Origin of the sequence: Sphingopyxis macrogoltabida, from assembly GCF_001314325.1 — a bacterium.
Classification (GTDB): Bacteria; Pseudomonadota; Alphaproteobacteria; order Sphingomonadales; family Sphingomonadaceae; genus Sphingopyxis; species Sphingopyxis macrogoltabida.
On the sequence record NZ_CP009429.1, the window covers coordinates 1,575,644 to 1,600,766 of the forward strand.

At 65.9% G+C, this 25,123-nt stretch carries 24 protein-coding genes; 13 read left to right on the forward strand and 11 right to left on the reverse strand.

Annotated elements, in window-relative coordinates:
- The first annotated feature begins 141 nt into the window (after nt 1-141).
- Genes phaR through LH19_RS07860 form a run of 3 tightly spaced genes read left to right on the forward strand, consistent with a single transcriptional unit; the run spans nt 142 to nt 4,555 of the window.
- Nucleotides 142-681, forward strand: coding sequence for a polyhydroxyalkanoate synthesis repressor PhaR (gene phaR / locus LH19_RS07850; RefSeq protein ID WP_054726785.1), 540 nt, complete (start codon nt 142-144; stop codon nt 679-681).
- Nucleotides 682-727: 46 nt separating this feature from the next.
- Nucleotides 728-2,254 carry a proline--tRNA ligase gene (gene proS, locus LH19_RS07855; RefSeq protein WP_054726786.1) on the forward strand — a complete coding sequence of 509 codons (1,527 nt, stop codon included), beginning with the start codon at nt 728-730 and terminating at the stop codon, nt 2,252-2,254.
- The gene (locus LH19_RS07860) at nt 2,255-4,555 is read left to right on the forward strand and encodes a ribonuclease R family protein (RefSeq protein WP_054726788.1); all 2,301 of its coding nucleotides are present in this window, start codon (nt 2,255-2,257) and stop codon (nt 4,553-4,555) included.
- Between the two features lie 99 nt (nt 4,556-4,654).
- Here the strand turns inward: LH19_RS07860 and LH19_RS07865 are convergent, their stop codons facing one another.
- The gene (locus tag LH19_RS07865) at nt 4,655-5,440 is read right to left on the reverse strand and encodes a helix-turn-helix domain-containing protein (protein WP_234716111.1); all 786 of its coding nucleotides are present in this window, start codon (nt 5,438-5,440) and stop codon (nt 4,655-4,657) included.
- 114 nt (nt 5,441-5,554) lie between these two features.
- On the opposite strand from LH19_RS07865, the gene LH19_RS07870 reads away from it, so the two are divergent.
- Nucleotides 5,555-5,944: a hypothetical protein gene (locus tag LH19_RS07870; protein ID WP_054726790.1), complete on the forward strand. Its 390-nt coding sequence runs from the start codon at nt 5,555-5,557 to the stop codon at nt 5,942-5,944.
- On the opposite strand, the gene LH19_RS07875 is transcribed toward LH19_RS07870, so the two are convergent.
- Nucleotides 5,941-6,396 (reverse strand): universal stress protein, encoded by a 456-nt coding sequence (locus LH19_RS07875; RefSeq protein ID WP_054726792.1) that lies wholly within the window; start codon nt 6,394-6,396, stop codon nt 5,941-5,943. The two genes, LH19_RS07870 and LH19_RS07875, sit on opposite strands and share 4 nt — an antisense overlap.
- Before the next feature lie 170 nt (nt 6,397-6,566).
- Here LH19_RS07875 and LH19_RS07880 point away from each other — a divergent pair, with 170 nt between their 5' ends.
- Entirely contained in the window at nt 6,567-7,877 is a 1,311-nt protein-coding gene (locus LH19_RS07880) for a pyruvate dehydrogenase complex dihydrolipoamide acetyltransferase (protein ID WP_054726794.1), read from the forward strand.
- Here the strand turns inward: LH19_RS07880 and LH19_RS07885 are convergent.
- Nucleotides 7,874-8,725 (reverse strand): class I SAM-dependent methyltransferase, encoded by an 852-nt coding sequence (locus tag LH19_RS07885; protein ID WP_054726795.1) that lies wholly within the window; start codon nt 8,723-8,725, stop codon nt 7,874-7,876. The two genes, LH19_RS07880 and LH19_RS07885, sit on opposite strands and share 4 nt — an antisense overlap.
- 168 nt (nt 8,726-8,893) lie before the next feature.
- Between LH19_RS07885 and lpdA the strand changes: the two genes are divergently transcribed.
- The 5 genes from lpdA to LH19_RS07910 all read left to right on the forward strand — a co-directional run bounded on the left by lpdA (nt 8,894) and on the right by LH19_RS07910 (nt 13,573).
- Nucleotides 8,894-10,288, forward strand: a complete 1,395-nt coding sequence (gene lpdA, locus LH19_RS07890) for a dihydrolipoyl dehydrogenase (RefSeq protein WP_054726798.1) — start codon at nt 8,894-8,896, stop codon at nt 10,286-10,288.
- A 127-nt stretch (nt 10,289-10,415) separates the two neighbouring features.
- On the forward strand, nt 10,416-11,009 hold the full coding sequence (locus LH19_RS07895; RefSeq protein WP_054726801.1) for a hypothetical protein: 594 nt from the start codon (nt 10,416-10,418) through the stop codon (nt 11,007-11,009).
- Between the two features lie 36 nt (nt 11,010-11,045).
- Nucleotides 11,046-11,699 (forward strand): phosphatase PAP2 family protein, encoded by a 654-nt coding sequence (locus LH19_RS07900; protein WP_054726805.1) that lies wholly within the window; start codon nt 11,046-11,048, stop codon nt 11,697-11,699.
- A 44-nt stretch (nt 11,700-11,743) separates the two neighbouring features.
- Nucleotides 11,744-12,160 carry a hypothetical protein gene (locus LH19_RS07905; protein ID WP_054726813.1) on the forward strand — a complete coding sequence of 139 codons (417 nt, stop codon included), beginning with the start codon at nt 11,744-11,746 and terminating at the stop codon, nt 12,158-12,160.
- A 78-nt stretch (nt 12,161-12,238) separates the two neighbouring features.
- On the forward strand, nt 12,239-13,573 hold the full coding sequence (locus tag LH19_RS07910) for a Xaa-Pro dipeptidase (RefSeq protein WP_054726814.1): 1,335 nt from the start codon (nt 12,239-12,241) through the stop codon (nt 13,571-13,573).
- A gap of 12 nt (nt 13,574-13,585) precedes the next feature.
- Here the strand turns inward: LH19_RS07910 and LH19_RS07915 are convergent, their stop codons facing one another.
- Both LH19_RS07915 and LH19_RS07920 read right to left on the reverse strand, forming a co-directional pair.
- Nucleotides 13,586-14,368, reverse strand: coding sequence for a tyrosine-protein phosphatase (locus LH19_RS07915; protein WP_054587672.1), 783 nt, complete (start codon nt 14,366-14,368; stop codon nt 13,586-13,588).
- Between the two features lie 2 nt (nt 14,369-14,370).
- Nucleotides 14,371-15,174 (reverse strand): crotonase/enoyl-CoA hydratase family protein, encoded by an 804-nt coding sequence (locus tag LH19_RS07920; protein WP_054726817.1) that lies wholly within the window; start codon nt 15,172-15,174, stop codon nt 14,371-14,373.
- A gap of 50 nt (nt 15,175-15,224) precedes the next feature.
- Here LH19_RS07920 and LH19_RS07925 point away from each other — a divergent pair, with 50 nt between their 5' ends.
- Together LH19_RS07925 and LH19_RS07930 are read left to right on the forward strand one after the other, a co-directional pair.
- Nucleotides 15,225-16,364 carry an acyl-CoA dehydrogenase family protein gene (locus tag LH19_RS07925; RefSeq protein ID WP_054726819.1) on the forward strand — a complete coding sequence of 380 codons (1,140 nt, stop codon included), beginning with the start codon at nt 15,225-15,227 and terminating at the stop codon, nt 16,362-16,364.
- Nucleotides 16,361-17,080, forward strand: a complete 720-nt coding sequence (locus LH19_RS07930; RefSeq protein ID WP_054726821.1) for an acyl-CoA dehydrogenase family protein — start codon at nt 16,361-16,363, stop codon at nt 17,078-17,080. The genes LH19_RS07925 and LH19_RS07930 overlap by 4 nt, the downstream gene beginning before the upstream one ends.
- Nucleotides 17,081-17,084: 4 nt before the next feature.
- Here the strand turns inward: LH19_RS07930 and LH19_RS07935 are convergent, their stop codons facing one another.
- Nucleotides 17,085-18,215, reverse strand: coding sequence for a CaiB/BaiF CoA transferase family protein (locus LH19_RS07935; protein WP_054733195.1), 1,131 nt, complete (start codon nt 18,213-18,215; stop codon nt 17,085-17,087).
- A 229-nt stretch (nt 18,216-18,444) separates the two neighbouring features.
- Here LH19_RS07935 and LH19_RS07940 point away from each other — a divergent pair, with 229 nt between their 5' ends.
- Nucleotides 18,445-19,815 carry an alkaline phosphatase PhoX gene (locus LH19_RS07940; protein ID WP_054726835.1) on the forward strand — a complete coding sequence of 457 codons (1,371 nt, stop codon included), beginning with the start codon at nt 18,445-18,447 and terminating at the stop codon, nt 19,813-19,815.
- A 40-nt stretch (nt 19,816-19,855) separates the two neighbouring features.
- Here the strand turns inward: LH19_RS07940 and LH19_RS07945 are convergent, their stop codons facing one another.
- From LH19_RS07945 to LH19_RS07965, 5 genes are all read right to left on the reverse strand, one after another.
- The gene (locus LH19_RS07945) at nt 19,856-21,106 is read right to left on the reverse strand and encodes an acetyl-CoA C-acetyltransferase (RefSeq protein ID WP_054726836.1); all 1,251 of its coding nucleotides are present in this window, start codon (nt 21,104-21,106) and stop codon (nt 19,856-19,858) included.
- 34 nt (nt 21,107-21,140) lie between these two features.
- The gene (locus LH19_RS07950; RefSeq protein WP_054726838.1) at nt 21,141-21,923 is read right to left on the reverse strand and encodes an SDR family oxidoreductase; all 783 of its coding nucleotides are present in this window, start codon (nt 21,921-21,923) and stop codon (nt 21,141-21,143) included.
- A 13-nt stretch (nt 21,924-21,936) separates the two neighbouring features.
- Entirely contained in the window at nt 21,937-23,142 is a 1,206-nt protein-coding gene (locus LH19_RS07955; protein ID WP_054726840.1) for an acyl-CoA dehydrogenase family protein, read from the reverse strand.
- Complete coding sequence (locus tag LH19_RS07960) at nt 23,139-24,233, reverse strand: acyl-CoA dehydrogenase family protein (RefSeq protein ID WP_054726842.1); 1,095 nt, start codon at nt 24,231-24,233, stop codon at nt 23,139-23,141. The genes LH19_RS07955 and LH19_RS07960 overlap by 4 nt, the downstream gene beginning before the upstream one ends.
- A gap of 83 nt (nt 24,234-24,316) precedes the next feature.
- Nucleotides 24,317-25,117, reverse strand: coding sequence for an enoyl-CoA hydratase/isomerase family protein (locus LH19_RS07965; protein WP_054733198.1), 801 nt, complete (start codon nt 25,115-25,117; stop codon nt 24,317-24,319).
- Nucleotides 25,118-25,123: the final 6 nt, after the last annotated feature.

A 25,123-nucleotide genomic window follows, 5' to 3' on the forward strand; every position in this document is an offset into this window, starting at 1 on the left:
TTTCCATACCGAAGCCCTGCAGCGCATGTTGCGATGCATCATATATTGGTGCTATTGCGCGCGTTGCACAATCAAGGTTCCGGCCGATGCCTCTGAAACAGGGTATTCGCAATTGTCGGAACATCAGGAGCGCGGGTCAGCATGGCGAGGTCGAAATCGGCAGAAGAGGGCGACGTCGTCACGATCAAGAAATACGCGAACCGGCGCCTCTATGACACAGAGCGTAGCTGCTACATCACACTCGAGGATCTCGGCACGATGGTTCGCGACGGCCGCGAATTTCGCGTCGTCGATGCGAAAAGCGGCGACGACATCACGCACAATGTCCTGACGCAGATCATCATGGACGAAGAGACCCGCGGCGAGACGCTGTTGCCGGTCAATTTCCTGCGCCACCTGATCGGCATGTATGGCGACAAGATGCAGTCGATGGTGCCGCAATATCTGGAAGCGTCGATGACCGCCTTTCGCAAGAACCAGCAGGACGTCCGCTCGGCGTTCGAAGGCGCGCTCGGTTCCAACCCGCTTGCCGAACTTACCCGGCGCAATATGGAAATGTTCCAGCAGGCGGCGGGGGCGTTCATGCCGGGCGCTGCCGGCGGCAAGGCCAAGGATGCCGAAATCGCCGCGTTGAAGGCCGAAGTTGCCGAGCTCAAGGCCGAACTCGCGAAAAAGAAATAGCGGCGGGCTTCGTTCCCGCCTCCCAACGACAGAAAACCGGAAAATCATGATCAAGCATGCGCTCAGCGTAACCCGGCAGGCCGACTTTGCGGCCTGGTATCAGGACGTCATTGCCGAAGCCGACCTCGCCGAGGAGTCAGGGGTGCGCGGCTGCATGGTGATCAAGCCGTGGGGCTATGGCATCTGGGAACGCATCCAGACGATCATGGACGCAGGCATCAAGGACATGGGCGTCCAGAACTGCTATTTCCCGCTCTTCATCCCGCTGTCCTTCTTCGAGAAGGAGGCCGACCATGTCGACGGCTTCGCCAAGGAAATGGCGGTCGTCACGCACCACCGGCTGATCGGCGACGGCAAGGGCAAGCTGATCCCCGATCCCGACGCGAAGCTCGAAGAGCCGCTGATCGTCCGTCCCACGTCCGAGACCGTCATCGGCGCTGCGATGAGCCGCTGGGTGCAGAGCTGGCGCGACCTGCCGCTGCGCGTCAACCAGTGGGCCAATGTCGTGCGCTGGGAAATGCGCACCCGCATGTTCTTGCGCACGGCCGAGTTCCTGTGGCAGGAGGGGCATAGCGCGCACGACAGCAAGGAAGATGCGCTGGCCGAGACGATGCGCGCGCTCGAACTGTACCGCACCGTCGCCGAGGAAGCGCTCGCGCTGCCGGTGATCGCGGGCGAAAAGCCCGAGAACGAGCGCTTCCCCGGCGCCGCCGCGACCTATTCGATCGAAGCGATGATGCAGGACGGCAAGGCCTTGCAGGCCGGCACCTCGCACTATCTCGGCACCGGCTTCGCCGAGGCGGCGAACATCCGGTTCCAGGACAAGGACGGCGGCCACAGCCTTTGCCACACCGTGAGCTGGGGTTTCTCGACGCGGACGATCGGCGCGGTGATCATGACGCATGGCGACGACGACGGCCTGCGCTGCCCGCCGCGGATTGCGCCGCACCAGATCGTCATCGTGCCGATGCTGCGCGACAATGACGAGGATGCGGCGATCCTCGATTATTGCGCGTCGCTCGAAAAGGAATTGAAGGCGCTCGACGCCTTCCGCGAACCCGTGCGCGTGCTGCTCGACACCAATGCCAACAAGGCGCAGACAAAGCGCTGGGGCTGGGTCAAGAAGGGCGCGCCGATCATCCTCGAAATCGGCCCGCGCGACGTCGCCGGCGGCAATGTCGCGGTGATCCGCCGCGATCGCCTCTATAAGGACGACGGCAAGCTGAACACGGCGTTTGTCGGCAAAGACGAGTTCGTCGCTGCGGCCGTCGCGACGCTTGGCGAGATTCAGGACAATCTTTATGCCGAAGCGAAGGAACGGCTGTACGCCAACATCCGCCGCGACGTCACCGATCTTGCGGTGCATTACGCCGGCGACGACAAGTTCGCCGGCTGGGTCGAAGTGCAATGGTCGCGGCCGACCGGCGCGGTGCTCGACGGCATCGTCGAGCAGCTGAAGGCATTGAAGCTGACGATGCGCAACACGCCGCTCGATGCGGCGCCCGCCGACGGCGCCTGTTTTTTCACCGGGGAGCCTGCGGTGGAGCGGGTGCTGATCGGGCGGACCTATTAATTGGCGAAACGGCCGAAACCCGCTGGCTTGCCCAGCCCCGACCAGATCCTCCGCTTTATCGAAGAGAGCAAGGACGCGGTCGGAAAGCGCGAGATTGCGAAATATTTCGGCCTGCACGGTAACGAGAAGATCGCGCTGAAGGCGCTGCTCAAGGACATGACCGACGAGGGGCTCGTCGATCTGGCGCCCGGGCGCGCCTTTCACAAGCATGGCGGCTTGCCACGCGTCACCGTGCTGCGCGTCGCGGCGATCGAGGGCAGCAGCGTGTGGGCGGTTCCCGAGCGCTGGGAGGCTGCCGGCCCGGCGCCGCGCCTCCGCGTGATGGAGCAGGGGCGGAAAGGGGCGCTCGGCGTCGGCGACCGTATCCTCGCGCGCACCGAAGAACGCGGCAGCGGCCATGTCGCGCATCCGATGAAGCGGTTGCAGGCAAGCGCCGAAATGGTGATCGGGGTGCTCGTCGAGGAAAAGTCGCCGGGCGGCAAGCCGATGGTCTGGCTGCGCCCGGCCGACAAGCGCGCGCGCTACGATTTTGCCGTCGCGGACAAGGGCGATGCCGATATCGGCGATCTCGTCCGCGCCGAACTGACCGGGCGCGGGCCGGCGATCAAGGCGAAGGTTATCGACCGCATCGGCGATCCCTTCGCGCCGCGGTCGCTCAGCATGATCGCGATCGCGCGGCACGAGATACCGCATGTCTTCGGTCCCGAAACGCTCGCCGAGGCGGAGCGCGCGGCGAAATTGCCGCTGACCCCCGACGGACGCGAGGATCTGCGCGACCTGCCGATCGTCGCGATCGATCCGATCGATGCGCGCGACCATGACGATGCCGTCTGGGCGGTCCCCGACGAGGACCCGGGCAACAAGGGCGGTTTCCGCGCGATCGTCGCGATCGCCGACGTCAGCTATTATGTCCGTCCCGACGGCGCGCTCGATCGTGAAGCGCGGCGGCGCGGCAACAGCGTCTACTTCCCCGATCAGGTCGTCCCGATGCTGCCCGAAACGCTGTCGGCGGGCGTCTGCTCGCTGAAGGCCGGGGAAGACCGTGCTGCGATGGCGTGCCACCTCGTCATCGACCGGCACGGCAAGGTGACGTCATGGCGTTTCACCCGCGCGCTCGTCCGGCTGCGCGCCAACATCGCCTATGAGCATGCGCAGGCGGCCTATGACGCCGACGAGCCCCGCGAGGGGTGGGATGCCGATGTCCTGCCGGCGCTCCGCAACCTCTGGGCAAGCTGGACGCTGCTCGCGAAAGCGCGCGCGGCGCGCGATCCGCTTGACCTCGAACTGCCCGAACGGCAGGTGATCCTCGACGAACAGGGAGGCATCGCCGAAATCCGGGTGCGGGACCGCCTCGACGCGCACCGGCTGATCGAGGATTATATGATCGCGGCGAACGTTGCGGCGGCGAAAGCGCTCGAAGCGAAGAAATCGCCAGTGATGTACCGCATCCACGAGCCGCCGAGCCGCGAGAAGCTGGTCAGCCTCAAGGACTATCTCGAAACCTTCGAGCAGAGCTTCGCATTGGGGCAGGTGATCACGCCGGCGGTGTTCAACCGCCTGATCGACGGCTTTTCCGAAGACGATCGCCTGCCCGAAATCATGCAGGCGATCCTGCGCAGCCAGACACAGGCCTATTACGGCCCCGCCAACGCCGGTCATTTCGGCCTCGCGCTCGGCAGCTATGCGCATTTTACCTCGCCGATCCGCCGCTATGCCGACCTGATCGTCCACCGCGCGCTCGTCGATTCATACAAGCTCGAGGTGCCCGGCAAACCGAAGGACCTCCCGGCGCGGACGGGGCTCGGCGACGAGGACGGCAAGGGGCTGTCGCGGATTGGCGAAGCGATCAGCGCGCTCGAACGGCGCGCGATGGAGGCCGAGCGCGAGACCGTCGACCGCTATGTCGCCGCCTATCTGGCGACCAAGACCGGCGAGATCGTCGCGGCGCGGATCACCGGCGTCCAGCCGTTCGGCTTTTTTGCAACGGTCGACGGGCTCGGCGGCGACGGGCTGGTCCCGGTGTCGACGCTGGGCAGCGAGCGCTTTTTCTATGACGAGGCGGCGCGGACGCTCGACAGCGAGCACGGGCGCGTGAGTTATACGGTCGGCCAGCGGCTCGATCTGCGGCTGCTCGATGCCAACCCGATCAGCGGCGCGCTGCGTTTCGAACTGCCCGACGCGCCCGAGGGCGGTTTTCGGGGCCGGCCGCCCCGCCGTGACGGGGTAAAGAAGGCCGGGAAGCATATGGTTGGCAAGCGCGGGCGTCCGGCGAATATCAAGCACAAGGGACGGAAGCGGTAGGCCCCGTCGCCCCCGCGCAGGCGGGGGCCGCCGTCGGTTTACGCAGCGATGCGGGACAAGGCCTCCAGCGGCCCCCGCCTGCGCGGGGGCGACGACAATCTACTTGCCCGCCAGCTTCTGCAACAACGCCGCACTCTCCGCGTCGGCCGGAAAGAAGGCTTCGATCGCCAGTTCCGACAGGGTGATGTCGACCGGCGTACCGAAGATCGTCACCGTCGAGACGAACGAGATGCGTCCGGCGGGGGTTTCCAGCACCAGCGGCACCGCGATGCTGCTCACCGGTCCGGCGGCATTGTCGTTGGCCTCGACCGCATAGCCCGCAATCTCGTCGCGCAGCGACGCCAGCGCCGGATCGGCACTCGCTTCGATCTGGAGGTCGAGCCGGTGCAGGATATGGGCGCGCCACATCGCATAATTGGCGATCTGCGGCGCCAGCCCGTCCGGGTGCAGCGCGAGGCGCAGCACATTGACCGGCGGCGCCAAGAGAGCAGGCGAAACCTGCCCGATCAGGACCCCGACCGCGGCGTTCGCAGCGACCATATTCCAGTGCCGGTCGACCGCAAGCGCCGGATAGGGCTCGTGCCCTTTCAGCACATGCTCGACGATCGCCCGCATCCCCGCCATTTCGGCGCTGTCGAGCGGGCGTTCCTGAAAGTCGGGCGCATAGCCCGCTGCGAGCAACAGTGCATTGCGCGCCCGGTGCGGTACTTCGAGGCAGTCGGCGATCCGCCCGAGCATCTGGGCGCTCGGTTTCGACCGCCCGGTTTCGATGAAGCTCAGGTGCCGCGTCGAGATTTCGGTATCGAGCGCGAGGTCCATCTGGCTCATCCGGCGGCGCGTGCGCCATTCGCGAAGCTGTTCGCCCAGCGGTGCAACCTGCATCATCGTCTCCTTTGCCGGCAAAGCTATACCTCGGCCTTCCGGCTTTCCATTACCTCGCGCGTAATCGACGTCATTCAGTTTGCGGTCCAATTGGTCGGGGTCGAAAGGAGAATCATCATGTCGATCCCCAATCTCAAGACCATCCTTGTTGCCGATGCCGCCACCTGCACGGGCGTTTTCGCCATCGGCCTTCTCGCCGCCGTTCCGGTCGGGGCCTTGTTCGGCCTGCCCGCGAACATCGTTGCGATCGGCGGCTGGATTTGTCTCGCGGCCGCGATCGCGATGATCGTGGCCGTCCTTCAGAAGGTGCCGAGCCCGGCGCTGGTCAAGCTGATCGTGATCGGAAATCTCGGCTGGGTTGCCGCCAGTCTCTCGGTTGTTGCCGCCTTTGCCGCTCAGATGACCGGGATCGGTATCGCGTTCGTCGTCGCGCAGGCGATTGGCGTGCTGGGGTTCGCGATCCTCGAGGGCAAGGCCGTCGCGCTGCCCCGCGCCGTTACCGTCTAGCTCAGCGCGTCGAGGCGGCTGATGTCGATGCCGCCCGGCACCAGCATCACCGGACAGGGGAGCGTGCCCGCATCCTGTCCGGTGAAATGCGCGACCAGCGGGCCCGGCGCGCCCGACGCCGCCGTCGCCAGAACCAGCGCCGCAATCTCGTCATTGGCGCCGATCACCTCGCGCACCACCTCGGCGGGCTTGCCCGATTTGACCATGATCTGCGGCGTGACATTCGCTTCCTGCACTACCGCGTCGGCGGCGGCCGCGACCAGTTCTTCTGCGTGCTCGCGCGCTTCGGCCTCGATCGTCGCCTGGACGCCGCCGAACGCCACGAAGTCCTGCGGGGCGACGATGGCGAGCACCATCACGCCGCCGCCCGTCCGCGCCGCGCGCCGGGCCGCAAAGCGCAGCGCCAGCGTCGCTTCGGGGCTGTCGTCGATCACCACCAGATACGTCCGCATCGCCCCGACCCCTCGTTATGCTTTTGTGGCGCGAGATTGCTTCACATTCGTATGAAAGGCAAGTTCGTCCGCTGGACCTTGACCGGCGCAATGCTTATGGCGAGGAACAATCCGTAGCGGCAGGCATGCCCTGCAAGACTCACGCCTGAAGATCGAGGACAAAAGCGACGATGCCGATCGAACTCAAAATGCCCGCCCTTTCGCCGACGATGGAGGAAGGGACCCTTGCCAAATGGCTGGTGAAGGAAGGGGATGAGGTCAAATCGGGCGACCTGCTCGCCGAGATCGAAACCGACAAGGCGACGATGGAGTTCGAGGCGGTCGACGAAGGCGTGATCAGCCAGATTCTCGTCGCCGAGGGCGCCGACAATGTGAAGGTCGGCACCGTGATCGCAGTCATCGCGGGCGAGGGTGAAGAGGCGGGCAGCGCGAAGGCCGCACCGGCGCCTGCTCCTGCGCCTGCGGCAGAACCCAAAGCCGAAGCGCCCGCACCGGCGGCCGCGCCTGCACCTGCCGCCGCGCCCGCGCCGAGTCCGGCACCTGCGCCGGCTGCTGGGGCCCCTGCATCATCGGGTGACCGCATCAAGGCGAGCCCGCTTGCGAAGCGCCTTGCCGCCGAGCAGGGGATCGACCTCAAGGCGCTGACAGGTACGGGTCCGGGCGGCCGCATCGTCAAGGCCGACCTTGCGGGCGCTCCTGCAGGTGCCGCTGCACCCGCCGCCGCGCCGGCTCCTGCTGCTACGGCAGCGGCCGCAGCACCTGCTGCCGCCGGCCCGATTCCCGACTTCGGCATCCCGCACGAGGACGAAAAGCTCAGCGGCATGCGCAAGACGATCGCGCGCCGCCTGACCGAATCGATGCAGCAATCGCCGCACATCTACCTGACCGTCGACATCCGCCTCGACGCGCTGCTCAAGCTGCGCGGCGAGCTCAACGCCAGCCTCGAAAGTCGCGGCGTCAAGCTCAGCGTCAACGACATGCTGATCAAGGCGCTCGCTGTCGCGCTCGAACGCGTCCCGGCGTGCAATGTCAGCTTCGGCGGCGACGTGATGCGCAAATACAGCCGCGCCGACATCTCGGTCGCGGTCAGCATCCCCGGCGGCCTGATCACCCCGATCATTGTCGACGCGGGCGGCAAGTCGATGTCGAAGATTTCGACCGAAATGTCCGAACTCGCGGCGAAGGCGAAGGAAGGCAAGCTGCAGCCCAATGAATATCAGGGCGGCACCGCCAGCATCTCGAACATGGGGATGATGGGGATCAAGCAGTTCACCGCGGTGATCAACCCGCCGCAGGCGATGATCATGGCGATCGGCGCGGGCGAGAAGCGTCCTTACATCGTCGACGACGCCCTGTCGGTCGCGACCGTCATGACCGCGACGGGCAGCTTCGACCACCGCGCCATCGACGGCGCCGACGGCGCGCTGCTGATGAAGACTTTCAAGGAACTGGTGGAAAGCCCGCTGGGGCTGGTCGCTTAAGCGGGCTTGCGCCACGTCGCGCTGAAGCTCGATCCCGCCATGCCGATCGACAGGCCGAACGGGCGGGTCAGGCTGGCGAGGGCGCGGGCGAGGCGCAGCTTCGCGGACGACTGCCCCATCGCGGTGCGGGCGCGGCACCAGCTTTGCCCGCGGTCTTCCAGATCGACGTTCGTATAGCGGCGGAACGCGCGGAGGATCGGTAGCGGGTTGACCCCGCGCTGCATCGGTTCGCGGCGTAGCAGCCAGCGGTCGATGGCGCGCGGCCAGTAATTGACCAGCCAGCGCCCCGAATGCACCTCGCGCGGGGCCAGCCGGCTGGCGGTGCCCGACACGATGATAAGGCCGCCGGGTTTCAGCACCCGGTCGATCTCGGCCAGCACCGCCGGCAGATGATCGGGTGCGACATATTCGAGCACGCTGATGCACAGGATGATGTCGAAGCTGGCGTCGGCAAAGGGAAGGCGACGCGTGTCCGGCAGATGCCGGAGGTCGACGCGGTCGGCAACGCCATAGCGTGCGCAGTTCAGCCGCGCGAGCGCGATGGCGCCGGGGTCGACATCGATGGCGGTGACGCTCGCGCCGAGCGTCGCGGCGACAATCGAACTGGCCGCATAATTGCACCCGAACTCGAGCAGCGCGGCGCCGTCGACGTTACCCGCATAGGCTTCGATCAGATGGCGGACGCCCTGCCATTCGACGCCGACATAGCCGCCGACCCAACGGTCGTCGGGGTCGAGGCCCATCTGTCCGGCCTGCGCACGAAATTGCGCGTCCATCGCCTTGTCGACGACGGCGGGCGCATTGGCGGCGGAGCGGCGCGCGGGGGAATAGCTATGGATCGGTTGCATGGTCCTGAACGCAGCCCTAAGCGAAACGCGTGAAGCCATCCTTAACCGGCCTGAAACAAGAGCTTGCCGTAGCGGTCGGCCCGGCTCTCCGATTTGCGGTGGCGTCCCTGCTGCTCGCCGGTCTAAAGGATGTCCAGCTTTCAGGATCAGGCAAAAAGGGATGCCCGAATGGCCAATAGTTACGACCTCATCGTTCTCGGTTCGGGCCCCGGCGGCTATGTCGCTGCGATCCGCGCCGCGCAATTGGGGCTGAAGACCGCGATCGTCGAGCGCGAGCTGCTCGGCGGCATCTGCCTCAACTGGGGCTGCATTCCGACCAAGGCGCTACTGCGCTCGGCCGAAATCTATCATTATATGCAGCATGCCGGCGATTACGGGCTGAAGGCGGCGGAGATCAGCGCCGATATCGACGCGGTCGTGAAACGGTCGCGCGGCGTCGCAAAGCAGCTCAATCAGGGCGTCACGCACCTGATGAAGAAGCACAAGATCACTGTTCATATGGGCACCGGCAAGCTCACCGCACCGGGCACGCTCGAAGTGACGGGCGAGAAGGGCAGCGAGACGCTGACCGCGAAGAACATCATCGTTGCGACCGGCGCGCGGGCGCGCGACCTGCCGTTCGCTCCCGCCGACGGCAAGCGCATCTGGACCTATCGCCACGCGCTCGTCCCCCCCGAAATGCCCAAGAAGCTGCTCGTCATCGGATCGGGTGCGATCGGGATCGAATTTGCGAGCTTCTACAAGGATATGGGCGCCGAGGTTACGGTCGTCGAAATGCTCGATCGGCTCGTGCCGGTCGAGGATGCCGATGTGTCGTCCTTCCTCGAAAAGGCGCTGAAGAAGCAAGGCATGACGATCCACACGGGCGCCGGGGTCGAGGAACTGAAGGCGACTGCGAACGGCGTCAGCGCGAAGATCAAGGGCAAGGACGACAAGGTCGAAAGCGCCGAATTCAGCCATGCGATCGTTGCCATTGGTATCGTCCCGAACACCGAGGATATCGGGCTCGAAGCATTGGGCGTGAAAACGACCAAGGGCCATATCGACACCGACGCGATGTGCCGCACCAATGTCCCCGGCCTGTGGGCGATCGGCGATGTCACCGCGCCGCCGTGGCTCGCGCATAAGGCGATGCACGAATCGATCATCGCGGTCGAGGCGATCGCGGGCAATCATCCGCATGCGATGGACGTCCGCAACATTCCGGGCTGTACCTATTGCCGCCCGCAGATCGCCAGCGTCGGCCTGACCGAGGCGAAGGCGAAGGAGCTGGGCTATGAGGTCAAGGCCGGGACCTTCCCCTTTATCGGCAACGGCAAGGCGATTGCGCTCGGCGAGGCCGAGGGTTTCACCAAGACCGTGTTCGACGCCAAGACCGGCGAACTGCTGGGCGCGCACATGATCGGCGCTGAGGTCACCGAGCTGATCCAGGGTTATACGATCGGCAAGACCGCCGAACTGGTCGAGGATGATTTCATCGGCACCGTCTTCCCGCATCCGACGCTCAGCGAAACGATGCACGAGGGCGTGCTCGCCGCATTTGGGCGGCCGCTGCATATCTGATCGGACGCCGTTGAGTTAGGTCCCCTCTTTTAGTCATCCCGGCGAAGGCCGGGATCTCAACCGTTGTTCAAAATTTGCCGTCGAGATCCCGGCCTTCGCCGGGATGACGATTAGTGGGGCTTAGTCAGTGAACCCGTCGATCCTGCACTTCTCGCGCTGGGGCAATGTCTTCAAGACATTGTTCTTCGCGGGATTCGCTGCGCTGGCTTTCTTCTTCGCGGTGCTGCTCCATCGTGAGGCGGATGCGCCGCCGCAACGGGTGCACTTGCCCGATCTCGATCTGCCCGTCCCGGCGCCGCACCGCGATCCGCTGGCGCCGGTCAAGATGCCCTTCCTTGTCGTCGCCGGCTGCGTCTGCCTTTTTTATGCCGGACGCCATGGCATGCGGGCGATAGCACGACAGGTCGCGGTGAGGATCGTCGACGGGCAACTTCACTTCCACCGAAGCTACACCTCCGTGCCTCCGGTTCTGCCGATTGCGGGCGTCGCGGAGGCGCTGTTCGACCGCGCCGACCGTCTGCCGGGCGAGGGCGACCGCGCGGCCCGGCTGGGTGCCCGGCTGCGCCACGGTCTCTACCTCCGCTATCGCACACAAGGCGCGGCAGGCGAACTGCGACTGGTCGACAATGATTTCGACGGCGGCACCGAACAATTGCGCCGTTTTGCTGCGCATCTGGAGGCGTGGCGCCAGTCGGCGGCGCGCACCGCCTATCGCGACTGATTGCGGCGGCGACGAAGCTTTGCCAGAAGGCTTGGCATGACGTTTCTATCGGACCGGCCTGCTTCGCCTTTTCCTGCCCGCGCGCTGTTGATCATCCTGCTGCTCTTCGCCCTGCTCAGCGGCGTCGTGATGGCAGGCTTTGCAGACGGCCTCGACCGCCGCGTCGGGGGAGCACTGGCGCTCTCCGCGGACACGTCGCCGCCTTGGCTGATCACCGCTATGCAATGGATCAGCTTCATCGGCGGCGGAACGCCGCGCTGGATCATCGTGATCCTGCTCTGCGGGCTCGTCTGGCGCTGGTGCGGACCACGCTGTGCGACTGCGCTCGCCGGGGCGTCGCTGCTGTCGAACCTCGCGTCGAGCCTGCTGAAGATCGCTTTCGGCCGCGCCCGGCCCGACCTCATCGACCATCTCGACCATGTGTCGAGCGCCTCCTATCCCAGCGGCCATGCGACGAATGCGGCGGTGGTCTACCTGCTCCTCGCCTGGCTGACGCCGCCGCGCTGGCGGCCGCTGGCGTGGGCGCTTGCCGGGACGATGATCGTCCTCAACGGCTTTTCGCGCATGACGCTCGGCGTCCATTGGGCGAGCGACATCGTCGGCGGGACGCTGCTCGGTGCGGCCTTTGCGTTGCTGGGGGCGTGGTGGGCCGGTGCGCGTAATGCGTCGCCGCCACTAAGGGATTTGTAAGCTCTCGCTGCTAATATTCGCCCGTGGGAAACGGGGGCAAGATTATGTCGCTTGGGAAAATTGTCGGGGTGATCGGCGGCCTGCTACCGCTCGTCTATATCGGATATATGCTGCGTCACTTCATCGGCGTTGGCGGCGGCACGGCCGAAGGCGTCGCGTGGATCGGCCTCGGCCCGACGGTGATCGGCCTGTCGATCGTCGGCATCCTGTTCGCCCTGCCGTTGATCGTCAAGCTGATCCGCGCGGGGTCGGGCCTCAATCGCGTGCCCGGTGCCGGCAATTTGAAGCCCGGTGAGGTGTCGTCGTCCGAAACGATCGAGTTCGACGCCGACGCCGCCTTCGCCAACTATATGCGCGGGCGCGAAGCGTCGGGCGGGGTGCTGCCGGTCGTCGAACCGTTGCCGGCCGATCCCGCGCCGGTCACGCCGCGCCCCGGCGGTTTCGGACGAAAGATCGTCTGACCCGATTTTTGGGCTGTCCTATTCAGTCCTGTTTTGCCATCCAGTTTCCCGGATAACGAAAACGGGTTGGGGGCAAATATGCAATCGCGTGTGAAGTTCGGCAGTTTTCTGCGGCGAATCGCTTTTGGCGGCGTCGCGCTTTTCGTCCTGTCGGCGGCACCTGCCGGGGCGCAGGAGGCCGAGGGCCAGACGGTCATCACCGCCGCGCACTATATCGACGTGCTGACCGGCAAGACGGTCGACTATCCCGCCATCTTCGTCGGCGCAGACGGCCGCATTACCGGCATCGCTGACGCGCGGACGGTGCGTTGGGGCGCGAACGTCAAACATGTCGACCTTGGCAACCGCACGCTGCTTCCCGGACTCATCGATATGCACGTTCACCTCGACGGCCCCGCCGACATCGGCGGCTATCGCGGGCTCGAATTCACCGACAGCTTCTGGGGCATGACCGCGGTCAAGAATGCGAACGACATGCTCGGCGCGGGCTTTACCACCGTGCGCAACGTCGGGTCGGACAATCGCAACGACATCGGGCTCAAGCAGGCGATCGACGCCGGCTATGCGACGGGGCCGCGCATCGTTCCCGCAGGCTATGCGCTCGGCGCGACCGGCGGGCATTGTGACAGCACCTTTCTGCCGCCCAGCCTTGAAAAGAAGGACGGCAAGGAAGAGGGGATCGGCGATACGCCTGACGAACTGCGCTATCAGGTGCGTCGCCAGCGTAAATTTGGCGCCGAGGTGATCAAGGTCTGCGCGACCGGCGGCGTCTTCTCGCGCAACACCGAGCCCGGCCAGTTGCAGGTGTCCGAAAAGGAACTCGCCGCCATCGCCGACGAAGCGCATCAGTGGGGGCTGCGCGTCGCGGCGCACGCGCATGGCGCGGCGGGCATTCGTGCCGCGATTGCCGCCGGAATCGACACGATCGAGCACGTCAGCCTGGTCGATGACGAAGGCATCCGCATGGCGCTCGCGCGCAAGCAGCCGGTGTGGTTCTCGATGGATATCTACAACACCGAATATACGCAGGCCGAGGGCGCGAAGAACGGCGTGCTCGAGGATAACCTCCGCAAGGACCGTGAGATTGCGCAGATCCAGCGCGACAATTTCCGCAAGGCGCACCGCGCGGGGGTGCGGATGGTGTTCGGCTCCGACGCCGGGGTGATGCCGCACGGCGAGGTCGGCAAGCAGTTCCGCGTCATGACCGAGTACGGGATGACCCCGCTGGAAGCGATCCAGGCCGCGACGCGCAACGCGGCGCAGGCACTCGGGCGCGAGAGCGACGTGGGTGCGATCGCGGTCGGCCGCTATGCTGATATCGTCGCGGTCGACGGCGACCCGCTGGCTAACGTGCGCGAGCTCGAAAGCGTCGATGCGGTGGTCAAGGGCGGGGTGCTGGTGAAGGGCGGCTAGGCGCCCGCGCTTTCAGTAGATCACCAGCTTGTCGACCATCGCCTCGTGCATTTCGGGGGTCAGGTTGAGCACCGCCTCGGCATAGGTTGCAACATCGCCATGGTCGCGGCGGATCGTCGCCAGCGCCGCGTCGAGGAAGGCGGGATTGACCGACATCAGCGTGCGGATCGCATCGTCATGGATCTCGCCGCCGTAGCGCGCCCGGATTTGCGATGCGCCCTGCGCGATCCGCTCGTCGATCTTTCCGGCGCTGTTGGTGAGCAGATAGTCCTGCATCAGATCGTCCTCATGGACGCCGAGCAGCCGGTGAACGACGGCGACGGCCAGCCCGGTGCGGTCCTTGCCCGCGACGCAGTGGACGAGGCTGGGGGCATCATATTCCGAAAGCGCCGCGAGATAGAGCCGCAGCGTCGCGACGAGGGCCGGGCGATAGGGCATGCCGGCATAGGTATCGATCATGCGGGCCCGCGCCGTCTCGTTGTCGATCGCGCCGCCTGCCGCCTGCAGGTGCGGCGCGAGGCCCGCGGTCTGCCCGCCCGCGAACAGCACGCGGGCGGAGAAATTCTCGCTGCGCCGGCACGGGTGGACCTCGCGCTCATCGTCGCCGCGCAGGTCGACGATCGTCTCCAGCCCCAGCGCGTCGACCGCCGCAAGATCCTCAGGCGTCGCTTCGACATGATGCGCCGAGCGCCACAATATGCCGCCCCGCAGCCTTCCGCCGCCCTCGACCGCATAGCCGCCATAGTCGCGGAAATTGTGGATACCCGAAAGCGGCAGGACGCGTTCGGCAAGCATGGTCATTCTCCCGTAAATACCGGCGGCCGCTTTTCGACAAAGGCGTTGATCGCCTCGCGATTGTCGGCGGTTTCGTGCACGATCGCCTGATAGGCGGCGCTGATCTCGAGGATGTCGCTCATCCGGCTGTGCTGCGCTTCGCGGAGCAATCGCTTGGTGAGCCGGAGCGCGCGCGGCGGGTTGCACACGATGCGTTCGGCGATGGCGATGGCGCGGTCCAGCAACTCCTCGTCGGGGACGACATCCGTCACCAGACCATATTCCTTTGCCTGCGCGGCGTCAAAGCGGTCGCCGGTGAGGAACAGTTCGGCGGCACGCGGATAGCCGAGGACTTTCTGAAGCAGCCATGCGCCGCCGTCGCCGGGGACGATGCCGACCTTGATGAAGCTGCACGCGAATTTCGCGCTCTCGGCGGCGATGCGGATGTCGCAGGTGCAGGCGAGGTCGCAGCCGAGGCCGATGGCGTGGCCGTTGACCGCGGCGATCATCGGGATTTCGCACTCCATCAGCGCGCGGATCACCGCTTGCACGCCCTTGCGGTAGTTGCTGCGCGTCGAATCGGGCTGGTCGAGAACGCCGATGCCGGTGCGGTCCTGCATCCCTTTCAGGTTGCCGCCGGCGCTGAACGCCTTGCCGCTGCCGGTGAGGATGATCGCGCTGACGCTGCGGTCGTCGCCAAGGGTACGCAGCGTGTCGATGATGTCCTGGCAATCCTCGTGCGTGCCGATCGCATTCATGCTCTCGGGCTTGATCATCGTCAGGATCGCGATCTTGCCCCGCCGTTCGACACTCAGAAATTCGCCCATATCCAAAATCCCTTTGCAGTTCGGGAAAGCTATTGCATGGCCAGCGGGACATGCAAGGCTTTGCGCTCTATCCTTTCGATCCGCCCGGCGACATATCGGCACTACGCGCCGATTTGCGGACGTGGCTTGCCGACCATCAGCCGCGAGGTGACATCGTCGAACGGGCCAATTGCTGGGCGAGCTTCGACGCCGGTTTCAGCCGTGCTCTGGGCGCTGCCGGTTACATCGGGATGACGCTGCCGGCGCGTTACGGGGGCGGCGAGCGGCATCCGCTCGAGCGCTATGTCGTGATCGAGGAATTGCTCGCAGCGGGTGCGCCCGTAGGGGCGCACTGGATCGCCGACCGGCAGACCGGGCCGCTGATCCTGCGCTATGGCAGCGAGGAACAGCGGCAACGCTATCTGCCGGGAATCGCGAAGGGCGAACTCTATGCCTGCATCGGCCTATCCGAACCCGGCGCGGGGTCCGATCTTGCCGCGGTACGGACGAGCGCGCGCGAAACCGCCGAGGGCTGGCGGATCAACGGGCAGAAAATCTGGACGACGGGCGCGCATCTGTCGCACGTCATCCTCGCGCTCGTCCGCACGGAAGAGGGCAGCGAACGCAACGCCGGTTTGAGCCAGTTGCTCGTCGATCTCGACACCCCAGGGATCACCATCCGCCCGATCATCGACATGGCGGGAAATCACGACTTCAACGAAATCTTCTTCGACGATGTGCTCGTTCCGCATGGCGCGTTGATCGGGACGCGCGGAGAAGGGTGGAAGCAGGTCACCGCCGAACTCGGCCTCGAACGATCGGGTCCCGAGCGCTATCTGTCGAGCCATGCGCTGCTGGCGGCGCTGATCGACGCGGCAGGCAGCGACCCCGATCCGGCGGTCGCAGCCCTGATCGGCGAACTGACCGCCGAAATGTGGACGCTGCGCCAGCTTTCGATGTCGACCGCAGCCAAGCTCGCAGCGGGAGAAGACCCGATGGTCGAGGCGTCGGTGGTCAAGGAATTGGGCAATGCCTTCGAACAGGATATGCCGCGCCGGGTGCAGGCGGTGATCGATTGCGGGTGGGATGATAACGCCGACCTGGCGCGGCTGCTGCGCGCGCTGCTCATCGCGTCGCCGAGCTTCTCGCTCCGCGGCGGGACGCGCGAGGTGATCCGCGGGATCATCGCACGCGGATTGGGCCTGCGATGAGCGGCGCCCGCGACATGCTGTGCGATACGGCGAGCGCCGTGTTCGCTGAAGCCGCGAGTGCCGGTATCGCGCCCGTCGAGGAGGCGGGCTTTGCCCTGTTGCTGGTGCCCGAGGCCGACGGCGGGTTCGGAGGCGACTGGGGCGATCTGAATGCGGTGTTGCAGATCGCGGGCGTTGCCGTGCCTGACTTGCCCGTTGCGCCTCTGATCCTGTCGGGATTGGGCGACGTCGATCCTGCGCTGCACGCCGCTGCGACGGTCAGCCTGATGGCCGGTGCGATGGGACAGGCGCTCGGCCTGTCGATCGAGCATGTCAACACGCGCCAGCAATTCGGCCGCCCGCTCGGCAAGTTTCAGGCAGTACAGCAATCGCTTGCCGTGATGGCGTGCGAGGTGCGCGCGGTCGATGCCGCCGCCGCCGCGATGGCAAAGCGGCTCGATGTCGTGGGCTTCGATGCCGAGGCCGCGAATTTCGAGATTGCCGCCGCCAAACTGCGCGCCAACCGCGCGGTCGGTGTCGTTACTGCGGTCGCGCATCAGGTGCACGGCGCGATCGGCTTTACCCGCGAATATGAGCTGCACCGCGTGACCATCCCGCTGATGCGCTGGCGCGGCGAGCATGGCAACGACGCGCACTGGGCGCAGCGACTGGGGCGTCAGGTTGCCGGTTTCGGCGGGCGCGGCCTCTGGGAAGCGATGACCGCGCGCGCCGATTGAGTCGTCAGCGTACCGCGCCGCCGCCGCGGAGCGCCGCGATCTTGTCCGCATCATAGCCGAGCCCCGCGAGCACTGCATCGCCGTCGCCGCCGACCGCCGGTGCCTGCCGCGGCGTATCGTTGACCGTCGCCGAATAGCGCGGCGCGGGCGCGGGATGCGGGACGCCTGCAACCTCGACGAAGGTCTTGCGCTCGACATTGTGCGGATGGTGCGGCGCTTCGCTGAGCGACAGAACCGGTGCGAAGCAGACGTCGGTCATTTCCATCAGCTCGCACCATTGGTCGCGGGTCTTCGTTGCGAACAGCGCTGCGACCTTTGCCTTTTTCGCAGGCCAGTTTTCCTGATCGTCCTGCACATCGAAATCGGGATCGGCGTCGAGGCCCGTCTTGGCGCGGAGCAGGGCATAGAATTGCGGCTCGATCGAGCCGATCGAGATGAACTTGCCGTCGCTGCAGGTGTAGGTGTCGTAATAGGGCGCGCCGCCGTCGAGGCGGTTCACGCCGGCTTCGTCCTTGATCATGCCGGCGCCGTGGAACCACCAGCTCATCCCCGCGAGCAGCGCCGAACCGTCGGTCATCGCGCAGTCGATCACCTGACCCTGACCGGTCTTTGCGGCGTGCAGCAGCGCGCTCGACATACCGAACGCCAGCATCATGCCGCCGCCGCCGAAGTCGCCGACATAATTGACCGGCGGCACGGGCTTTTGGCCGGCGAGGCCGACGGTGTGAAGGACGCCCGACAGCGAGATATAGTTGATGTCGTGGCCCGCGGCCTGCGCATAGGGACCGAACTGACCCCAGCCGGTCATGCGGCCGTAGACGAGTTTCGGATTGTCGCCGAGCAACACATCGGGACCGAGGCCGAGGCGCTCCATCACCCCGGGGCGATAGCCCTCGATAATTCCATCGGCACTTTTGCAAAGGTCGCGGGCGATCTGGACAGCGTCGGGATTTTTCATGTCGAGCGCGATCGAGGTGCGATTGCGCGACAGCGGATCGCGCGGATCCATGAAGCCGCCCGGGCGGTCGATGCGGATCACTTCGGCGCCATGGTCGGCGAGCATCATGCCGCAGAACGGGCCGGGGCCGATGCCGGCGAATTCGATGATACGGATACCCTGAAGCGGACCTGCCATGTCTTTCTTCTCCCAATATGTCCCCTTGGCCATGCCGGTGCGAAAGGGGCAGCGCAAGGGCCAAGCGCCCCGCGCGGGATAGGATTTCTTTTCCGGCGGGATAGGGCGCTGGCCCCCGGAAATGCTGAGGCGCAGAATGTTGCACTAATGTGCCAGCGAACTTCAAATTGTTGTCAAAATGTCAGACTTCCGCAATCTGCCTGTCACGTCAGGAGCGTATCGCGCCGTCATGGAACGGGCATCCATCGCACTCGACCGCCGCGGCTTCGCCAGGGGGCTGATGGCCACCGCTTTCGCCGGGCTGGCGCTCCATAGCCGCCATGTCTCCGCCGCGATCCTCGCCGACGCCAACCGCTTCGGCGCGCCGGTCCCCGATCCGGCAGGTATCCTCGACCTGCCGCGGGGTTTTTCGTACAAGATCGTGTCGCAGTTCGGCCAGACGATGAGCGACGGGCGGCAGGTGCCGAACAGCGCCGACGGCATGGGCTGCACGGCGCTGCCCGACGGACGGCTGTGCCTGATGCGCAACCATGAACTCGGCGCCGACGAGTTGAAGCATGGCGCGTGTCCGGTCGGGATCAGCGGCGATGCCGCCGCGTTCGACTGTTACCGCGCAGGCAGCGGCGAGGCGTTGCCCGGCGGGGTCTCGACGATCATCCTCGATCCCGCCAGCCTTGCGGTCGAGGAGCAATATCTCTCGCTCGTGGGCACCATCTATAACTGCGCGGGCGGCATCACGCCGTGGGGCACCTGGCTGAGCTGCGAGGAAGATGTTTCGCGCGGCGGTCGCCGGCACAAGGAGGACCATGGCTGGGTGTTCGAAATCCCTGTCGCACCGGGCAAGCTGATGACGGCGGAGCCGATCAAGGCAATGGGTCGCTTCAATCACGAGGCGGCGGTCGTCGATCCGCGGAGCGGCGCGGTCTATATGACCGAGGACCGGCAGGACAGCCTCTTCTATCGCTTCCTGCCCGCGGTGCCGGGTCAGCTCGCCAAGGGCGGTCGGTTGCAGGCGCTGGCCTTGGCCAATCCGGCGCTTGCGGACACGCGCAACTGGACGCGGCGCGCACTGGCGACCGGCGGCTGGCACGATACGCGCTGGATCGACCTCGACGATGTCGAAAGCCCCAAGGACGACCTCCGCAAGCGCGGTGCGCGCGCCGGGGCGACGGTCTTTGCGCGCGGCGAGGGCATCCACGGCGGTGACGGGGAAATCTATTTCACCTGCACGTCGGGCGGACCGGCGCGGCGCGGGCAGATCATGCGCTATCGCCCGTCGCCCGCTGAAGGCACGGCGGCCGAGGCGGCGCAGCCGGGGCAACTGCAGTTGTTCGTCGAAACGACGGACCCTGCGCATTTCAGCTTTGGCGACAATCTGAGCGTCGCGCCGAACGGCGACCTGATGGTCTGCGAGGACCGGCGCGGCAGCCGGCCCGACAATTATCTGCGCGGCGTGACGCCCGAAGGGAAGGTCTATCCCTTCGCGCGGGTCAGCGCGGCGACCAAGGTTTCGGGCGTCTGCTTCGCGCCCGACGGCAAGACGATGTTCCTGAACCTCTATAACCCCGCGCGGACGATCGCGGTGCGCGGGCCGTTCTGAGCGAAGCCCCTCCCGAGCGGGGAGGGGCTCCGTTTCAGGATCAGATGCGTTCGATGATGATCGCCGGTGCCATGCCGCCTGCGGCGCACATGGTGACGAGGCCATAACGGCCGCCCGAGCGTTCGAGTTCGTCGAGCGCAGTGCCGATCAGGATCGAGCCGGTGGCGCCGATCGGGTGGCCGAGCGCCATCGCGCCGCCGTTGATGTTGACCTTTTCGCGGTCGAGGTCGAGGTCGCGGATGAACTTTTCGGCGACGACGGCAAAGGCTTCGTTGATTTCCCAGACGTCGATGTCGTTCTTGGTCAGGCCGGCCTTTTCGAGCACCTTCTTCGCCGCCGGGACCGGGGCGTTGAGCATCAGCGTCGGGTCGTCGCCCTGATTGGCATAGGCGACGATGCGGGCGCGCGGTTTCAGGCCGTGCTTGTCGGCATAGTCCTTCGACGTCAGGAGCAGCGCCGCAGCGCCGTCGACGACGCCCGACGAGTTGCCGGCGTGGTGGACGCCCTTGAACTCGAGGTCGGGATAGCGGCGGGTGATCTGCTTGCGGAAGGTCACGCCGTCGCCAAGGTCGAAATCGGCGAGCGCGTCGAAGCTGGCCTTGAGGCCGGCGAGGCCTTCGGCGGTGGTTTCGGGGCGCGGGAATTCCTCGCGGTCGAGCGCGACGCTGCCGTCCTCGTTATAGACCGGCACGACCGACTTGGCGAAGCGGCCTTCCTTGATCGCGCGGTCGGCGCGCTGCTGGCTGACGAGCGCAAGCGCATCGACGGCTTCGCGGCTGATGCCTTCTTTCGCCGCGATCGCGTCGCCGCAGACGCCCTGATGCGACTGCGGATGGATTTCGTCGAGCGCGGCGTTGCCCGAGCCCATGCCGAGCGGCTTGATGCCGGCATTGGCTTCCTCGGCGCCGATCTGAGCGGTGTAGCTCATCATTTCGGTGCCACCGGCGATGACGCAATCTTCCATGCCCGACATCACCGATGCCGCGGCGAAGTTGACGCTGCTGATGCCGCCGCCGCAGAAGCGGTCGAGCGTGGTGCCCGACGCCTTGGTGTCATAACCCGCCGCCAGCGCGGCCATGCGGCCGAGGTCGCCGCCCTGCTTGCCCTTCTGCGTCGAGGTCGACCAGACGATGTCGTCGACGGTCGCGGTGTCGAGGTTGTTGCGCTCCTTGATCGCCTTCAGCACCGTCGCGGCGAGATGCTGCGGGTGGAGGTGCGACAGCGCGCCCTTGCCGGGCTTGCCGATCCCGCGCGGGGTGCGGACGGCGTCGATGATATAGGCTTCGGACATTTCACAGGGTTCCTTCTTCGAGGGGAGTTGACGATTAACGCGGCGCCATTCTGATCGCGCCGTCGAGGCGGACGGCCTGGCCGTTGAAATAGGAGTTGCGCAGCATTTCCATCGCGAGGCTGGCATATTCCTCGGCGTGGCCGAGCCGCTTGGGGAAGGGCACCGAGGCGCCAAGGCTGGCGAGCACCGGTTCAGGGAGCCCGGCGACGAGCGGCGTGCTGAACACGCCGGGCATGATCGCGTTGACGCGGATACCGAGGTCCATCAGGTCGCGCGCCATCGGCAGCACGAGGCCGTTCACGCCCGCCTTGGCAGAGCCGTAGATCACCTGGCCGATCTGTGCGTCCTGCGCCGCGACCGACGCGGTCAGGACGATCGCGCCGCGCTCGCCGTCCTCGAGTTCGGGCAGCGTCGCCATGCCCTCGGCCGCGATCGACGCGATGCGATAGCTCGCGGTCAGGATGCCCGCGACGCCATAGGCATAGTCCTCGGTCGGGGTGCGGCGAAAACTGCCGCTCGCCTTGTCGAAGGCGAGCGTCTTGCCGCGGCGCGAGGTCATCGCGCAATGGACGCAGATGCGCTCCTGTCCGTGCGCGGCGCGCGCGGTGGCGTAGCCGTCGAGCACCGATTGTTCATCGGTGATATCGACATGGACGAACAGCCCGCCGATCGCCTTGGCGACTTCCTCGCCCAGCGCGTCGTTGATGTCGAAGATGGCGACCTTGACGCCCTGCGCCGCGAGCGCTTCGGCGGTGGCGCGGCCGAGGCCCGATGCGCCGCCGGTGACGACGGCGGCGGTGGTGGAATCGATCTTCATGGACTGGCCCTCCTCAGGCCGGGATCTGGTTGAACGGGACGCCCTTGTCGGGGCGGTGATCCTGCGGCAGGCCGAGGATCTTTTCAGCGATGGTGTTGAGCAGCGTCTCGTCCGACCCGCCCGCGATGCGGCCCGTCGGCGCGTTGATCCAGCTCGACGTCCAGTCCTCCTTCTGCGAGGCATGATCGTCATAGGTGAAGCCGTCCGATCCCTGCAGGTCGATCGCGAGTTCGGAGAGCTTCTGGCGCGAACGCACCGCGACAAGCTTGTTGAGCGAGCCTTCGGGGCCGGGGGTCATGCCGGCCTGCATCATCGCCATGGCGCGCGCGGTGATCGATTGCAGCCCGCTGCGCATCGCATAGTTGCGCGCGATCTGCTGGCGGATGCGGCCATCCTCGATCGCCGGCTTGCCATTGAGCTCAGTGTCCTTCGCAAGCTCGACGAAGAGGTCGAGATGCGGGCCGAAGCCCGCACTGTCGGTCGCGACATAGCGTTCGATCATCAGCGTCGCGATCGCGACCGCAAAGCCGCCGCCGACCGGCGACATGCGATGATCGTCGCCGATCTTCACATCGTCGAAGAAGACTTCGTTGACGTGGCTGTCACCGCCTACCAGCTTGATCGGGCGCACGGTGACGCCCGGCGCCTTCATGTCGACCCAGAAGTAAGTGAGCCCCTTGTGCTTCGGCACATTGGGGTCGGTGCGCACGACGATGACGCCATAGTCGCTGTAATGCGCCCAGCTCGTCCACACCTTCTGGCCGTTGATCTTCCAGCCGTTGCCGTCGGGCTCGGCCTTGGTGCGCAGGCCGGCAAGGTCGGAGCCGCCGGCGGGTTCGGAGAAAAGCTGGCACCAGATTTCTTCGCCCTGCAGTGCCTTCAGCACGCGTTCCTTGACCCACGCCTTGTCCTCGCCGAACTGCATGAGGACGGGGATCGGCATGCCGAGCGAGATGCCGAAATAGAAGCTGGGGAACCCGTGCTTCATTTCCTCGGTATCGAAGGTCACCTTTTCGAGGTGGCCCTTCCCCTGGCCGCCGAACTCTGTCGGCCAGTTGATCCCGGCATAGCCCGCGTCGAATTTCGCCTTCTGATATTTGCGGGCGAGCGCGAGGTCGTCGGCCTCGGACAGGCCCTTGCGTGCCGCCTTGCCATAGGTCGGCACCATCGATTCAAGCCAGGCGGCCGCCTTGCTGCGATAGGCATCGAGATCGCTCATGCGGCTTCTCCAGTCAGGCGGTCGACGAGAACGTCTTCCCAGAAGAGCAGATTGCCCTGCTCGATCGCGAGGCTGCGGGCGCGGCGCGTGTGGAGGTGGAGGCCGAGCTCCCACGTCACGCCGATACCGCCATGAATCTGCACGCAGTCGCGCGATGCGGTGTCATAGGCCTCGGTCGCCGAGATGCGCGCCGCAGCAGCCGCGGTAATGAAATCGGCCTGACCCTCGCGCGATGCCGCGTGAATGCAGTTGGCGCGCGCCAGTTCGACGAGGCCGTAAATCTCGGCGATGCGGTGCTTGATCGACTGGAAGGCGCCGATCGGTTGGCCGAAAGCGCGGCGCGTCACCGCATAATCGCGCGCGATTTCCATCATCGCTTCGGCGCCGCCGGCCTGCTCGTGCGCGGTGATCACCGCCTGCAAGGCGAGGATATGGAGCGCCGCCTCGCGGGCCGCGCCGCCGGTCACCAGCGTTTCGGCAGGCGTGCCCGCGAATTCGAGGTCGGCATAAAGGCGGCTGTTGTCGAAGGTGGCGATTGCGGTGCGCTTGACGTCCGCAAGCTCGGCGACCGCGAGTACGGGCATGCCGGGGCCGTTCGCAAAGACCACCGCGATGTCGGCGGCAAGCCCGCCGGCAACGCCGGTCATCACCCCGTCGAGCCGCTCGCCGGTCAGCGTCAGCGCCGGCCGCGCGGGCAGGGCGTTGGCGCCGCTGGCGAAGGCGACAGCGCCGATCGTCTCGCCGCTCGCGAGCCCGGGCAGCCATTTCGTCTTCTGGTCGTCCGACCCGTAGAGTTCGATCGCCTTGGCGGCGCCGAAGTTCGACGTCAGGAAGGGCGCGCCGCTCAGCGAGCGCCCTGCCTGATGCGCAATCAGTCCGAGCTCGATGAGGCCGAGATCGAGTCCGCCATAGGCTTCGGGAAGCGCCAGCGCCGTCCAGCCTTGCTCCTTCGCCGTGGTCCAATAGCCCTCATGATAGCGGCCGCTGGTTTCGAGCAGGGGAAGCAGCTCTTCCTTGCTCACCCGGGCTTCGAGCACGCGACGCGATTCGGTCGCGATCGCCTGTTGCCCTTCGTCGTATAGAATCGACATGCGCGTTCGAGTCCTCACCCTTATGTGTTGAGATCATCCAACCGGACGTTGACGTAAACGTCAAGCAGTAGTTGACGCTACGGCTAGCGAACCGTGAATTTCTTGGCCTTGTCAGCCATCAGCGCGGCGCGGTTGACCTGCGGTACCCCGACCGGATTGCCGATCTGGCAATATTTGAGGCCTTGCTGCAGCGCGACGCTGCGCGGCAGGTCGAGCGATTCCCAGATCGCCTTGACCGATCCGGCGGTCGCGGCGGGTGGCTTTGCGGCGATGGTTGCGGCGAGTTCCTGTGCGCGCGGCCACAGATCGTCGAGCGTCGTAATCTCGCTGACGAGGCCGATACGCAGCGCAGTCCCCGCGCCGATGCGTTCGTCGTTGCCGAGCAGCACCATGCGCAGCACGTCGTGGAGCGGCATGTGATAGGTCATGCCGATCGGTTCGAGCGCGCTCGTCATCCCGTAAGTGACATGCGGGTCGAAGAAGGTCGCATCTTCGGAACAGATGATGATGTCGCTCTCGTTGAGCCAGTAGAAGGCGCCGCCGGCGGCCATGCCGTGCACCGCGGCGATCACCGGCTTCCAGCATTTCATCGACTTGGGGCCGAGATAATTGCCGGGATCCTCGCAATGCCAGATGTTGGCGAGGTCGACGACCGTGCCGCCTTCCTTCTGCGATTCCTTGACGTCGACGCCGGTGCACCACGCCTTGCCGGGCGCCGCACGCAGCACGCAGCAATGCACGTCGTCGTTGCTGCCGACCCACTTCCACAGATGCTCGAATTCGTCCATCATCCGCTTGGTGAAGCTGTTCATCGCCTCGGGCCGGTTGATCGTGATCGTCGCGATATGGTCGGCGACGTCGACGAGGATGGTTTCATATTGCATGGCCAG